Source organism: Asticcacaulis sp. MM231 (assembly GCF_964186625.1).
Classification (GTDB): Bacteria; Pseudomonadota; Alphaproteobacteria; order Caulobacterales; family Caulobacteraceae; genus Asticcacaulis.
The window spans coordinates 1,671,226-1,685,755 of record NZ_OZ075108.1 but is presented as its reverse complement, the minus strand read 5'-3'; the positions used below and the strand labels follow the sequence as shown (position 1 = coordinate 1,685,755).

The 14,530-nt window shown below is 56.4% G+C and carries 11 protein-coding genes and 2 tRNA genes; 5 read left to right on the top strand and 8 right to left on the bottom strand.

Features of this window, described 5'->3' with window-relative positions:
* Window positions 1-1,182 carry a glycosyltransferase gene (locus tag ABQ278_RS08275; RefSeq protein ID WP_349322061.1) on the bottom strand — a complete coding sequence of 394 codons (1,182 nt, stop codon included), beginning with the start codon at window positions 1,180-1,182 and terminating at the stop codon, window positions 1-3.
* A 143-nt stretch (window positions 1,183-1,325) separates the two neighbouring features.
* Between ABQ278_RS08275 and ABQ278_RS08270 the strand changes: the two genes are divergently transcribed.
* Window positions 1,326-2,555: a hypothetical protein gene (locus tag ABQ278_RS08270; RefSeq protein ID WP_349322060.1), complete on the top strand. Its 1,230-nt coding sequence runs from the start codon at window positions 1,326-1,328 to the stop codon at window positions 2,553-2,555.
* Window positions 2,556-2,650: 95 nt separating this feature from the next.
* Here ABQ278_RS08270 and ABQ278_RS08265 read toward each other — a convergent pair whose 3' ends face one another.
* From ABQ278_RS08265 to ABQ278_RS08250, 4 genes are all read right to left on the bottom strand, one after another.
* Window positions 2,651-5,350 (bottom strand): valine--tRNA ligase, encoded by a 2,700-nt coding sequence (locus tag ABQ278_RS08265; RefSeq protein WP_349322059.1) that lies wholly within the window; start codon window positions 5,348-5,350, stop codon window positions 2,651-2,653.
* 170 nt (window positions 5,351-5,520) lie between these two features.
* Window positions 5,521-6,072 (bottom strand): DUF2497 domain-containing protein, encoded by a 552-nt coding sequence (locus ABQ278_RS08260; RefSeq protein ID WP_349322058.1) that lies wholly within the window; start codon window positions 6,070-6,072, stop codon window positions 5,521-5,523.
* Between the two features lie 191 nt (window positions 6,073-6,263).
* Window positions 6,264-7,661: a TolC family outer membrane protein gene (locus tag ABQ278_RS08255; RefSeq protein WP_349322057.1), complete on the bottom strand. Its 1,398-nt coding sequence runs from the start codon at window positions 7,659-7,661 to the stop codon at window positions 6,264-6,266.
* Between the two features lie 294 nt (window positions 7,662-7,955).
* Window positions 7,956-8,585: a protein-L-isoaspartate O-methyltransferase gene (locus tag ABQ278_RS08250; protein ID WP_349322056.1), complete on the bottom strand. Its 630-nt coding sequence runs from the start codon at window positions 8,583-8,585 to the stop codon at window positions 7,956-7,958.
* 207 nt (window positions 8,586-8,792) lie between these two features.
* Here ABQ278_RS08250 and ABQ278_RS08245 point away from each other — a divergent pair.
* Window positions 8,793-8,866 (top strand) — tRNA-Cys (locus tag ABQ278_RS08245).
* A gap of 29 nt (window positions 8,867-8,895) precedes the next feature.
* Here ABQ278_RS08245 and ABQ278_RS08240 read toward each other — a convergent pair.
* Window positions 8,896-10,203, bottom strand: coding sequence for a methyl-accepting chemotaxis protein (locus tag ABQ278_RS08240; protein WP_349322055.1), 1,308 nt, complete (start codon window positions 10,201-10,203; stop codon window positions 8,896-8,898).
* Between the two features lie 344 nt (window positions 10,204-10,547).
* On the opposite strand from ABQ278_RS08240, the gene ABQ278_RS08235 reads away from it, so the two are divergent.
* From ABQ278_RS08235 to ABQ278_RS08225, 3 genes are all read left to right on the top strand, one after another.
* Window positions 10,548-10,623 (top strand) — tRNA-Asn (locus ABQ278_RS08235).
* Between the two features lie 170 nt (window positions 10,624-10,793).
* On the top strand, window positions 10,794-11,114 hold the full coding sequence (locus tag ABQ278_RS08230) for an Arm DNA-binding domain-containing protein (protein ID WP_349322054.1): 321 nt from the start codon (window positions 10,794-10,796) through the stop codon (window positions 11,112-11,114).
* Between the two features lie 131 nt (window positions 11,115-11,245).
* Window positions 11,246-11,695, top strand: a complete 450-nt coding sequence (locus ABQ278_RS08225; protein ID WP_349322053.1) for a pyridoxamine 5'-phosphate oxidase family protein — start codon at window positions 11,246-11,248, stop codon at window positions 11,693-11,695.
* 11 nt (window positions 11,696-11,706) lie between these two features.
* On the opposite strand, the gene ABQ278_RS08220 is transcribed toward ABQ278_RS08225, so the two are convergent.
* A complete protein-coding gene (locus ABQ278_RS08220; protein WP_349322052.1) occupies window positions 11,707-12,837 on the bottom strand; it encodes a hypothetical protein in 1,131 nt (376 codons plus the stop codon).
* 171 nt (window positions 12,838-13,008) lie between these two features.
* Entirely contained in the window at window positions 13,009-14,169 is a 1,161-nt protein-coding gene (locus ABQ278_RS08215) for a hypothetical protein (protein ID WP_349322051.1), read from the bottom strand.
* Between the last annotated feature and the right edge of the window lie 361 nt (window positions 14,170-14,530).

The following is a 14,530-nucleotide window of genomic DNA, read 5'->3' as shown; positions in this document are numbered from 1 at the left end:
TTATTTCGAGCCTTTTGGGGTGCGCCAGGCAAACCATTTAGAGGCAAAGTAATTCCACACGCTGCTCAGCAGGGCCGCGACGATGCCGGCGACCATGTAATGGATATGCAGATGCTCCTTCATGTAAACCGCCATGAAGAGGCTCAGGATTGCCCCTATTGAACAGGCAAAATAGAAACCGAGCAGGCCATAGAACATGGCGATGCCCTTCAGGCGCTTGTCACGGAAGGTGATGGCATTGTTGACAAAAAAGTTCCATGTCATCGACACCCAGATGGCCAGGCTAAAGCTCAGCACGTCGTCAAGACGCTTCTGGAAGCGGTACATAGGCACCAACTCACCGGTATGGAAAAGGTGGTGGCAGAGAAACAGCACCGCTGCATAGACGAAGACGCCGGTCACACCGACGCCAGCGAACAACACGAAGCGCGCGTTCAGAACGCCGCCAGTAGCCTTTTCGATCAACAAGGCGCCCAGATCGAGCACCACGCGGATATCGAGCTTCGATTCGCCGCCCTGACGCTGGCGCAGTGCCGCCTTGACCTCGCCAAAGCGTGGCTTGATCGGGGAAGACGCCGCCACATCGAGCAGGATCTTGAAGCCGATGCCTGTCAGCTTGGGGCGCGCCGACATATAATAGTCGCGCGTCATCATAAAACAGCCGCTCATCGGATCGGACAGCGGCACCTTCAGCACCATGCCGGTCGCGGCTGTAGCTACCTTGGAGCCGATATCGCGCAGGCCACTCAGGCCCGTATCGGTCTGGCCGATGTAGCGCGAAACACAGACCAGATCCTTGTCGCCGGCCATGATCATATCGGCCAGGGCACGAATGGCCACCGGGTCATGCTGACCATCACCATCCATCACGCCGAGATATTTGCCGTGGGCGATATCCCAGCCCTTGATGGCGGCCGACGACAGCCCGCGCTCATTCACACGGACATGCAGGCGGACATGGGGGTGAGACTGCGCCAGCGAGAGCACTTCTGCGGCAGTGTTGTCCGACGAATTGTCATCAACCACGATAATCTCGTGGCGGATCGAGCCGAGCGCCGCCGAAACCTCTTCGACGACAGAACGGATCGCAACACCTTCGTTTAGGGTGCAGATAATCAGGCTAAGATCAGGCGCGCCCCCGGAAACGGATGCAGACGCAGATACAGGATCGATTCCGGACAAAAAAAGCTCCCAGCCGAAGACAAAATCAAAGGACGCTGCATATCCGGTTAAAGCCCTAAATACAAGAAGCAGGTTCGCTAAGCTCTTGACGGTGCGCAGCTACTGCCTATGCTCCGCCGCCTTCGCCACTTTCAGGACGCCCCATGGATGCGCTGACCTTCTTAAGAGACCGCACCCGCAACAAGTGGATGTTCGGTATCTTCCTGCTGTTCGCGTTGGAGCCGATGATCGGCGCCCTGACCCGGCGCTTTTCCAAGCCGGGCTGGTGGCTGGGCGATTTCGACGCGCTCATCTGCGGTGCCCAAAGGCTTGGCCAGGGGCAATCCCCCTATGTCGATCCGGCCAACTGTTCGGGGCTGAAAGCCGCCAGCTATGTCTATGCGCCGCAGATCGGCAAGGCGATAGCGCCCCTCGAACAGCTTCTCGGACCATGGGGCCTGCACTGGACCTATGGCGCAATTCTCCTGCCGCTGCTGGTTTTCCTGCTGTGGTACACGATGATCAAGCCTTTCCCGGACCTGCCCCTGCACATGCGCCTAATGGCCTTAAGCGCCATTCGCGGCAATCCGCTGACGACCGGCAATATCGGCGGGGTGATCCACGCCCTGATCGTCGCCAGCGTGCTGGTCATCCGCAAATGGCGCTGGCTGTTTATCGCCATGGTGATCACGGCAGGCCTGATCAAACCAGCCTTCCTGACGGTGCTGGTGGTTTTGCTCTATGAGAAAAGGCCGTTCACGCATCGCCTCGTGACGTTTGGTATCGCGCTTGCCCTGGGCCTTGCCGGCGTGGCGACTATCTTCCTGACCGCTGGGCCTTTGTCCGCCGAATGGCATGCCTATGTCGTCGATATCGTGCTCAACCGCCAGCCGGGTCGTGGCTTCTTCGCCCTGCTGACCTATATCGGCCTTGAGCCTAACACCCTGCCCGTTTTCCTGGCCTATATGGTCTTCGCCGCCATCATCATAAGCGGCGGACTGGCGCTGGTCGAATGGGGCCCTCTGACGGTCGAGGAGCGCTGCTTCTTTGGACTGGGCGTGGCGCAACTCATAAATCCGCGCCTGTTCGAATACAACTTCGATCTTTACCTGCTCTATCCGGCCATGGCGATGGTGGTCATGATGGCCGAGCCGCTCAACCGCAAAGCCTTTGTCTGGCTAAGCTGGCTCTACGTGATCACCATGGGCGCCAATTTCTGGATCAGCATTATCGGCATCAATATCCTGCGCTATTTCCCCGGCACCTTCCTGATATCGTGCGTCATATACCTGACCGTAGTCGGGCTAACACTGCATGCGCGCCGGGAAACGCTGCAAGCGTGGTCGCAGCGTCCCGGCATATGGCTCAGGGCGCTGCGAAAGGCATCAACATAGCTCAATAGCCCCGCCTCGCTCAATAGCCCCGCCTCGCATAAGCTCGGGCGGCCTTGCGGCCTTGCCGAGGTTTGCAAACAGCAAACCTCGGAGGGTTACTGTGCGGCGCGCAGACGCTCCAGCGCGGTCGATAGCTTGACCTTGCCATTTTCAGCGTCTTCGAGGCGCTCACGGTTTTCGGTGATCACCTCTTCCGGCGCCTTGCGGACAAACTCGGGATTGTCGAGTTTACGGCGCACGCCGTCGATCGTCTTGTCGAAGTCGGCGATGCCCTTGGTCAGGCGCGCCTCTTCGGCCTTAAGATCAATGAATTCGGCAATGGCCAGATGCGCCGTCGCTTCACCGGCCACGAAGGGCACGGAGCCCGCGGCGGCCATTTCGCTGACATCAACGCCTGACAAACGACCCAGGAACAGGATCAGATCTTCGTGTGTATCCAGACGCTTGCGTGTAACATCTGAGGCACCACTTAAGGTCAGAGGTGCGCGCGCCGAACCCGGCACGTTCATTTCCGAACGGATCGAGCGGATCTCTGAGATCAGGTCGATCAGCCAGTTGATCTCTTCATCGGCCTCGGCATCAATGGCGCCGGCATCCGATTTCGGCCAGCTATGGGTGATCAGCATGTCCTTGTGACCGGTCTTGTCCCAGAGTTCTTCGGTGATGAAGGGCATGACGGGATGGAGCAGGATCATGGCTTGATCGAGCACCCAAGCCGTCATGGCGCGGATTTCAGCCTTGGCGGCCTGATCATCGCCATTGAGGATGGGCTTGGCCAGTTCGAGATACCAGTCGCAGAAGACGTTCCAGATGAACTTGTAGAGCGCATTGGCGGCATCATCGAAGGCGCATACCTCCAGCGCTTCGGTGACGGCAGCAACCGTCTTCTGCACCTCGCCACGGATCCAGCGGCTAAGCGTCAGTTTGGCCGTGGCCGGATCGAAACCGTCGACGCGGGCGCATTCATTCATCTGCGTGAACCGCGTGGCATTCCACAGCTTGGTCGAGAAGTTGCGATACCCCTCAATGCGCGGCTTGGCGAGCTTGATATCACGCCCCTGCCCCGACATTGCGGTCATGGTGAAGCGCAGAGCATCGGCACCGAACTCATCGATCAGCACCAGCGGGTCCATGACATTGCCCTTAGACTTCGACATCTTCTGGCCCTTGTCGTCACGAACAAGGGCATTGATGAAGACGCGCTTGAAAGGCGCCATGCCGGTGAAGTGCAGGCCCATCATCATCATCCGGGCGACCCAGAAGAAGATGATGTCAAAACCGGTGATCAGGGTATGGGTCGGGTAGAAACGCGCCAGATCCTCGGTATTTTCCGGCCATCCCATGGTCGAGAACGGCCACAGTGCCGACGAGAACCAGGTGTCGAGCACGTCCTCGTCCTGCTTGAGCGCGACCTTATTGCCATAATGGGCTTCAGCCTGCTTGTGGGCATCGGCTTCGGTCTCGGCGACGAAGATATAGCCGTCCTCGGCATACCAGGCCGGGATGCGGTGGCCCCACCAGAGCTGGCGCGACACGCACCACGGCTCGATATTGCGCATCCACTCAAAGTAGGTCTTTTCCCAGTTCTTAGGCTCGAAGACCGTGCGACCGTCCTCGACAGCGGCAATCGCTTCCTTAGCCAGTTCGCCGGCATTAACGTACCATTGATCGGTCAGGAACGGCTCAATGACCACGCCGGAACGATCGCCATGCGGCACCATATGCTTGGTCTTCTCGATCTGCTTCAGCCAGCCCTCTTCCTCGGCGCGGGCGATGATCGCCTTGCGCGCGGCGAAGCGTTCCATGCCACGATAGGCTTCCGGCACCGGATCGAAGGCCAGCAGGTTGGCCTGGGTATCGAGAATATTGATCTGCTCCAGATCGTGACGCTTGCCGACCATGAAGTCGTTGAAGTCATGCGCCGGGGTGATCTTGACCGCGCCGGAGCCCTTGGCCGGATCAGCATACTCATCCGCTACGATCGGGATGCGGCGGCCGGTGATCGGCAGGATAACAAACTTGCCAATCAGGTCCTTGTAGCGCTCATCGTCCGGATGCACGGCCACGCCGCTATCGCCCAGCATGGTTTCCGGGCGGGTGGTAGCGACCACGATATAGTCGCGCATCTCCGTCGTGTCGTTGCCCTCTTCGTCCTTAATCGGGAACGGATAGGTGACCCCATCTGCCAGCGGATAGGCGAAGTGCCAGTAATGGCCGTCGACCTCTTTCTGCTCGACTTCGAGATCGGAAATCGCCGTCTGGAACTGCGGGTCCCAGTTGACGAGCCGCTTGTCGCGGTACATCAGGCCTTCCTTGTGAAGCTGAACGAAGACCTTGCGCACGGCCGCCGACAGGCCGTCATCGAGCGTAAAGCGTTCGCGCGACCAGTCGCAAGAAGCCCCAAGGCGGCGCAACTGCTGCACGATGGTGCCGCCCGATGCCTTCTTCCATTCCCACACCTTGGCGACGAACTTGTCACGGCCCAGTTCGCGGCGGCCTTCGTTGCCGGCGGCGGCTAACTGACGCTCCACCACCATCTGCGTGGCGATGCCGGCATGGTCGGTGCCCGGCAACCACAAAGCCGCCTTGCCGCGCATACGCTCAAAGCGCGTCAGGACGTCCTGCAAGGTGTTGTTCAGCGCGTGGCCGATATGCAGGCTACCGGTGACGTTGGGCGGCGGGATGACGATGGAAAAGGCCTCACCCGCATCGGAAGGCGCAAAGGCGCCGGAGTCTTCCCACTTTTTGTACAGGCGGGGCTCAACGGCGGCGGGATCGAAGTTTTTTTCTAACATGGTCTCGTAAGGGGAATAGCCTGGGCGGAAAAGCGACAGGGCGACTTTTAAGGAAAAAGGGCGGCTCACCGGAGTGATGCCGCCCTCTTATCAGGTGATCTTTATAAAATCTATGTTTTAGCGTCGTGCCAAGTCTTAGCTCCATGCCAAGTCTTCTCGGCTGTCAGATCTTAACGGCGTGATTGACGCGCAATACGTTCGACTTCGAGGCGAACCTGCTCTTCGACGATGCCAGGCAGGTTTTCATCAAGCCAGGCCTGCAGTTGCGGACGCAGCAGTTCCTTGACAACGTCTTCAAGCGTGCGGTCGCTGTGCGGCACCAGCAGATTGCTGGTCAGAGCACCAAACGACGAGGCGGCGATCGATTCGGTGCGCTCGCTGACCAGACCACCGGCGGCCGAAGGCGCCGCAGGGCGCGGGGCCGGCTTGGGGGCCGGTGCAGCAGCGACAGGCGCAGGCGGCGGCGCATCAAAAGCGTCGATGTCACCGATAGATACGGCGGCCGGTGCTTCGTAGGTTTCCGTCAGTTCAAGCACATCATCGTCTTCCGGCTCGTCCTCAATTTCCGGCTCCGGTTCTGGAGCAACGGCTTCGGGCTCTTCCTCGACTTCGACCTCAGGCTCGGCCTTCGCGTCTTCCGGAGCGTCATCTTCAGAGATGATGCGACGGATAGAGGCGAGGATTTCCTCCATGGTCGGTTCGTGTGCGGATTGTTCTGCCATGATTTTTTAACTGCTGCGAATCGGATTCGGGAACTGAAACCGTGTACAGGTGACACGTATTTGGCGCTTTTTGCAACTCTTTAGGCAGGTCGCTCAAGCGAAATTTCGTCGAAACGACGAATTTCCTGTGGTTAAGCAAGGCGGTTAACTGCGCCCGACTTCGCCACAGGATTATAAGGTCGCAATAAGGATTACTTGCCTCCAGCCGCCAGGCCATCGAGCGCCTGAACAACCGGCTCCAGAGGCGTCCGCCCCTTCTTTTTCACATCGTCAAAGTGCTTCTGCGGATCATAGACATCAATATCCGGCACGAAGGCCTTCGCGGTCATCCCGCCCATCACCGACAAAAGCTGGCTGGCGGCGACATATTGACTGCGCTCGGCCTCCACCAGCGACAATTGCGCTGACTTCAATTCCTGCTGCGCGTTCAGCACTTCGATATTGGTGCGCAAACCGACCTGTTGCTCGACCTTGACCCCTTCGGCAGCCACGGTCGCGGCCTTGACCTGCTCCTGATTGGAAAGCACCGCCGAACGCGCCGCCAGCATCTGCGACCAGGCTTGCGAGACCGACGACACCACCTGACGGCGGGTCGATTCGACCACAGCGACCTGGGCATTGTAGTTTTCGGTCGCCTGACGGACGCGGGAACCATTCAACCCGGCACTGAACAAGGGTATCGACAAACGCAGGCTGGCCGATGTGGCGTCATTGTCGGCGATATCGCCGACTTCAAAACCGGGCACATTGCCGCCCGTTGTGGCGGAAAGCGAGACCGTCGGGCCAAAGACCGAACGCTGCGCCCTCACCTGAGCCTTAAGCGCATCAGCGCCATAGAGCGCCGATTGCAGGTCGGGATTGTTCTTTTGGGCCGCATCAAGCGCAGCATTGAAATCTGAGGGCAGTCCCGGGAGGGGCGGCTCAGGATCGAGCGCCACCGGCGCCTGCCCCACAACGGCCACATAAGACGCGCGGTCTGAATCAAGTTGGGCCTGGGCCGAAGCCAGCGACGCCGCCGAAGCCGACAAACGGGCCTGCGACTGCGCCACATCGGTGCGCGTCAGTTGGCCGGCGTCGAACTGAGCCTGGGTCTGGTCGAGCTGCTGCTTGAGAATGTCATAATTATCCTGCGAAATCTGCAGGGCGCGCTGGTCGCGGCGCACGGCGGTATAGACGCTGATGACGTCAAGCAGGACAGCCAACTCGGTAGAACGCAGACCTTCCTGACCGGCCTTGACATTTGCGCGTGACGCATCCAGCGATGAAGCAATCCCACCCGAAGCAAAAAGCGTCTGATTGGCGGTGATACCGGCGCTGGTCGAAGCACGGTTGCCAGCCGTTGGCAGGTCGTTATAGGTACTTGTAGCGCTGGCGCTCAAATTCGGCCCTAGCTGCGAACGGGTCTGGACGTAGGATTTGTCGGTGGCGCGCTGGGTAGCGCGGCTGCGCTGCAAGGTTGGGTTTTGCGCATAGGCCATGGCGATGGCGTCATTCAGGCTTTCCGCCTGCGCACCGATGCTTCCGAATGCGTTCACGGTAAGGGCCAGAACCGACACGGCGGCATACCTGGCAAGCTTGAATTTCATCATGTTAAAGACGTCCCCATAAAGTTTAAGGCAGACCACAAACACGGCCTGTTACCCCGTAACCGCATGTACCTGCGGCATCGTTCGGGGGCGATGCGATAAATTACCACTTATTCCCTACTGCCAGAACTTTACGATCTTGGCGAGTTAAGGATTTTTCACGTTTGGCATTTTCTAGTCACATCTGACACTCTTCGTCAGCGGGCGACTTTTTTGCATCACTCTATCCGTTAGCCGGACGATTTATGTCAGCAGCAGCGCCTGCAAAAATGGCCAGTGCTAAGACTGGCCACTTCATCAGAACTGGAAGGACGGAGCCCGCTCAAAACCAGGCAGCGTGGATGGTGTTGAGTCAAAGACATCGCGCTCTGAGACACCCGATTGAAGTCGGATATAAAGCCGGGCGTGGCCGACAGCACCATCGCGCACCACCACGGCTAGGCGCCCTCCGACTTTCAAAGCCTCAAGCCAGGCCGCCGGCACTTCGGCCACGGCGCCCTCAATGATGATTATGTCATAGTCCGTACCCGCAGGCACTTTCAGATCGTTCGTTTCAATCGTGACACCGAGTTCCTTGAGATAAGGCTCGGTGACCGACAGGACGCGCGGATCCGATTCCTGCGCTGTCACCTTGAGACCGGCATGGCTCAGAACGGCAGCGGCATAAGGGGCAGCGATCGCCAGTGCGCGCTCGCCGGCCTTGGGCTCGGCTATTTGCAAGAGCTTCGAGATATCGCGTGGCTTCATCAGCACGCGTCCCGGTGCGATGGGGCTTTCGACCTCGCCATAAGCGCCAAAGGCTTGCGACGGCGCACACAAGCGTTCGCGCTGGATGTGACGCATGGCCAGTTGCAGAGGCATATCGGTGACATCATTCACGCGAACCTGGGATTCGACCATATTCTGGCGGGCGGCGTAAAGATCCATGGATATAACCCCTTTGGCAAACTCGAACTTAGAAACGGTTGCACCGCTTATAAGCGGAAGCCTGCGCGGCTTCAATCGGCATTTACGTTTGTTTTTCGGCAAAAAACCCACAATCCTGTGGGCTTATACAAAATTATTAGCTAAATTCGCCGACAAATGATTGCAGGCGGTGATGCGATCTGATAGCTCACCGCTTCGCTCTGATGAGGCCTGATGGCGGAGCGGTTACGCACCGGATTGCAAATCCGTGAAGCCCGGTTCGACTCCGGGTCAGGCCTCCAAGCGTTTCCCCAATATATTCAGCCGGCTATCATGCCGCCCGCATGCTGTTCAGGAATTTGGCGATTTCCATCTTCAGCCTGTCAGACGCCTCACTCACAGATTTGGCCTCTTCAAACACCACACTGGCGACCTGTCCGGTTTCATTGGCAACATCGCGCACGGCGTCGATGTCATTGCCGACGCTGGCCGAACCCTCCGCCAGAGATTCGACGGTCTCAGCGATCTGACTGGTGGCCATCTGCTGGGCCGCCACGGAGCGGGCGATATCATCAGCGCCGGAACGCAATTCGCTGATAGTTCCCACGATAGCTGCAATAGCTAGGGTCGCTTCGCCAGCGTCGCTTTGGATCTGCTGAACCTTGGCGGTGATTTCGCGCGTGGCCTTTTCTGTTTGCTGCGACAGGGTTTTAACCTCGGAGGCTACCACGGCAAAGCCTGCGCCATGCTCCCCTGCCCGCGCCGCCTCAATGGTGGCGTTGAGCGCTAGGAGGTTGGTTTGCTGGGCAATCGAGGTGATCATGTCCACCACCGCGCTGATTTCATCGGCGCTGCGGCTGAGTCGGGTCATCATGGTGGAGGTCGATTCGGCTTCGGCCGAAGCGCGTGCCGAAACCTCGGTCGAAATCTGCGTTGACCCGGCGATTTCGTTGGCGGTTTGCGACAGCTCCATCACCGTGGCCGCTACTTTTTGCGCGCTCTCAGACGTAGAGACCGCGACCGAAGCCACTTTGCCGGCGCTTTCAGACGCCGCGAAGGCCGACTGGCTCATCTGATCCGACGAGACGATCATCGCCTTGGACGAATTTGTCAGCCCTTCCAGAAGCGTTGATACCTGCGCTTCCAGCTTTACACCGAGTTCCTGCAAGGCAAGTTCGCGTTCGCGGGCGATATGTTCAGCGTGATGTGAGGCGTCTTCTTCAAGGCCAATCAATTTCTGACCGTTGGCGCGCAGCACATCAAGGGCACTGGCCAGACGGCCGATTTCGTCGGAGCGATGCGCGCCTTCGGCTGGCAAATCAAACTTACGATCCGCTAAGCGCACCGTATAGTGGCTCAGGCGGTCGATAACCGAAAACACTTCCCGATCAAAATAGATAGCTGCCCCCAGGCCAGCCAGCCCGACAATGATCGCTGTCATGATGGCCAGAGAAGCAAGTCCTGCCTCAAGTTTTCGAATCTGTTCGATATAATTCCCTGCGCCCTGGCTTTGCGCCTGAACCAACAGACCACTGACAGCGTTCGTGTGCTGCAACACAACAAAGGTCGCCAAGCCAAGCCCGACAAAGAAGAGCGCCAGAAGGCCACGGATACGGATCTTGATCGGAGGAAGACGCACGGCTGATTCCTAACTTGTTACACAATAGGAACTTCTTCCAGGCATCGTTAAATTGTGGTGAACACATGCCGCCCAAGCTATTTAAAAGGCATGTAAAAATATTTCGCCAAACGAGAGAATTAACCCGCCATTAACCTAACCGCCTACATAACAGCGTTGTCTTAGCGTTACTTAAGACACCCACCATCACAAAACTTTAAAGCCCGAAAGCGTATTTTCGGGCTTTTTTTCGCCCCGGGCCCAGGTAAACGCATTTATTTGGGATAGTTGTGCAAAACTTGGCGATAGGGCTTGCCATGGGGTTCAAACCCTTGCTATAGGGCGCGCCTTGCCAAGCTAATCGTTCCCCGATAGCTCAGTTGGTAGAGCAGTCGACTGTTAATCGACTTGTCACAGGTTCGAGTCCTGTTCGGGGAGCCAGCTTGGCATGTATCCACGTCCCATGGCGTTGAAAAATCCCTTAAAATCTGGTATCTTAACGGCTTAACTGTCCCGCGGCGGTTCTGCGTGTCCCGTCGTATCCCAGCAAATTGGGGGTCACTTTGGGGGTCAGATTTGAAAGTGGGACTCAACGCCAAAAAGTGACCCCCATGGCCCTCTCGGACACGGCTATTCGCAACGCTAAGCCTCAGACGAAACAATATAAATTGTTTGATGGCGGCGGACTGTTCCTCATCGTCCGCCCGACAGGTGCCAAGCTCTGGCGCCTGAAATACCGATTTGGCGGTAAGGAGCTTCAACTTTCGATCGGGACCTATCCAGAGACCACTTTAAAGGAGGCGCGCGAACGGCGGGAAGATGCGCGTCGGACCATGGACGCTGGCGCCGACCCGAGCGTCGAAAGAAAGAAGGTCGCAGCCGCCGCTGTTTTGGCCGCAGGCAGCACGTTCAGCGTCATCGCCGAGGAATAATCACCCCTTCCGTCCATGCAGCTCAAACCACCAACAGAGCTGCTTCAATTTGGGAACGAGGCATCGAGCGACCATCAGGACGCTTTACGGAGGCTGAAGCTGGGTTCATTGCGGCACGCGACAGCTTTTACATGGCGAGCGTATCAGAAAACGGATGGCCGTATGTCCAGCATCGTGGCGGCCCAGTGGGGTTTCTGAAGATACTCGATGAAACCCACATGGGATTCGCCGATTTCGGCGGCAACCGTCAATATATCAGCCTTGGGAATGTGAGCGCTGATGACCGCGTTTCGCTGTTCCTCATGGATTATACACATCAGTCGCGCCTTAAAGTGCTAGCCCATGCTTCAGTTCACGATCTTACTGCGGACCCTGAACTGGCAGCCAAGCTGGCAACGCCGGGTTATCGCGGATTGGCCGAGCGCGGCATTGTCCTGAAACTTGAAGCGTTTGACTGGAATTGTCCGCAGCACATCACGCCCCGGTTCACAGCCTCAGAAGTTGAGGCGGCGACAGCACCGATGCGTAGGCGTATTTCCGAGCTTGAGGCCGAGGTCGCCGCCTTGCGCAACACCAGCTAAATAGGCATCGGTTAGCCGTCAATATAGGTGCACATTAGACCTTCTTCGAAGTCCATTAGGATGTCAGCGTAATCCTCCGCCGGCAATTTTGGTACGCCGCGCTTTGTCCCCATACGGTACCTCCAGAATGAGGCTATGTGACTTAAGACTCCCGTTGTTTCTCCTAGTTGGAAGAACAGTTTAGGTCCGTTAAGCAGAAATTGCCGAAATGGAGTGGGGTCCTTGCCATGCACCAAAGCGGCATAGGCCTCATCATATATAACCAGTATGTCGCCTAGGCTGGCAATTGCACTAACGATGTGTCTCATTAAGCGCGGCCTGACAGCTTCAAGGTATCGCTTCACCTCCGGATTGAGAGTGCTGAGGGGCTTATAGCTGGCAAGCCCTTTGAGCACCTCATGCAACTGTTCTTGGAGTTCATCGTGCCGCCATTTAAAATATAAGAATCCGCGCCACGAAAAAATACCATTGGAAAAATCCTCCGGCGACATTTTCAGAGTGTCACGAAGCGGCGCCAGTTCGGCATCAATCTCATTCGACAGGATTTTTCCCGCCAATTTCAGTGTTCCGGTGGCGGAGGCACCGCCAAAGGCCGTAACAACGAGTTTCTCTATTTCTCCGTTGGCAAAGCCGATCATCTGCTGAAGATCTGAGGCCGATATTTTGAGATAGCAAGTTGCGGGTCTGACGCCCATACGGCCAAGGTGTTCACGAACGAGAAACGGGTCAAGCGATGGAATCGCGTCAAGGGCGCGCAAAACCTGAACATCGGCGTGATCTTGAGCCTGCGTCTGCTCAAAAAGCTGAGCGATGAACCGGTCGAAACCAGGTTGGTCGATAAAGATTGATTGGCCGCCAATCCGCAGATCCAGCGGATCGAAAGGCATGATGATTTTCGTCGCCGTTCGCTTTTTGTTCAAAAAAATTTCAACTTCGCCTGGTCGTAGCGTGTGCTTCAGAATAATGCACTTGTTGAGAAGGGGGTCTCTGAAAAAGGGCTTGGTCATGTAGCCGAACTCTGCGGAATGAGCCTTATAGACCTGAGCCAGGTTTAATACGCAACTCGTCGAGGCGGAGTGCCCAAGATTTGCCAAATTGCGAATCTCGCGCGGAGTCACCTTGTTGCCTAGGCGTTTTTGCATCTATGATTCCAAATTAAGGTGCGGGCGTTTACTCGCCTAGCAAAGGCCAATCTCCAGAGCGCCCGCTCGCACACACTGTGTTCGACGCCGTGTGTCGTTGATCTGAATATACGCTTGTTTGATGTATGCTTGCCGTTGCCTGAACCTGTCATATTCAGATTTAGTGACTGATCAGCAAACCAGCTCGTCCTCGTCCTCGTCCTGATATTCCAGGCAATCTTCAAAGTTCATAAGAATATCCGAATATTCCAACGAGGTTATGCGTCCGCTCTTTGTGCCCGATATTCGGTACGCCCAAAACGATCCGATATGATCAAGGATCGCCACACGCTCCCCGAGCTCATAGAATAACTTTGGCCCGTCCAGCAGAAACTGACGGAACTGAGCGGGTTCCTGACGGTCAACCAAAGCGCCATAGGCTTGGTCATAGATTTTGAGATTTCGACCAATAGCCTCAGTAATCTTTAAGATGCTCGAACAGATTTCAGGTCGGCTTTCCTTCAAGTAGCTTTCCACCGCCTTCTCCGGAAAATCACGCGGTCGATACATCATGATTCCTTCGATGACCTTTTCCATCCGGGCTCTAAGTTCGAGGTAGCGCCACTTGTAATAGAGAAAGCCTCTCCACGAAAAGATGCCTTCGGAAAAGCTTGCATCATTCAATCTAAGCGTCTGTTGCAGGGGCACGAGATCCTTGTCCATCTCGTTGGATAATACCTTTCCGGCAAACTTAGCGGTGGCAGTATCCGGGCCATTGCCGAAGGCGACTTTCACGAGGCGCTCGATTTCCGATACGGCGAAGGCGACCATGTTTTGTACGTCTGCCGGTGATATCTTGAGGTAGCAGACCGCGGGTTTGTAGCCGTTACGGCTCAGAAATTCCCGAACTAGAAAAGGATCAAGAGACGGAATTCCATCAAGGAGACGAAGAAGCTCGATGTCCTGCACGGAATTGGTCGAATTGATAAAAAACTCTCGGCAAAAGCGCTCGAAGCCGGCTTCATTCACGAAAATGGATGCGCCACCAGAACGCAGATCCTCTGGATCAAAGGGTAGGATGATTTTTGTCGCGGTGCGCCTGGCCTGTGAGAAAATACCGGTCTCGTTGCCTCTGAGCGTGTGCTTGAGTATTATACCGCGGTTGAGGCGGGCGTCCTGAAAGAAGGGATGTTTATGATAATCCGGCTCTTGCTTTAACGTCTTGAAAATGTGGCTGAGATTCAGGACGCGGCTTGTCGATGCACTTTCGCCTAACGCGGCCAAGCTGCGTACTTCTGCGCCGGTTCGCACCAGAGAATGGCGCTCGCTACGGTGTCTTACGGTACCAGACATAATTTCCTTTCTTGCTCAGTTACGTTGCGTAAAGCTTGACGCTTAAGTGCGTTCAGCTCGGTCTGCTGCAACAAGGCTAATCAGAGCCGGTACATTAATGATTAAGGAAACCTGAAAGCCGTTTTGAATATGGACCGAAAAACATCATCATATTGGACCCGATACTTAATAAAAATGGACACCTTTGAATGAAATGGCGCCGAAATGCCTTCAATCTATTGGTTAAGGCCGCCACAAGTTCTCCACCACGCCCCATTCTTCTCGCACCCATAAGATCTACACAGTGATGAACAGCTTTTTTTAAACTTCGCGTAAAATAGAATAAAATATCTTCATTTACAGACATTTGCGGCGGCCTCAC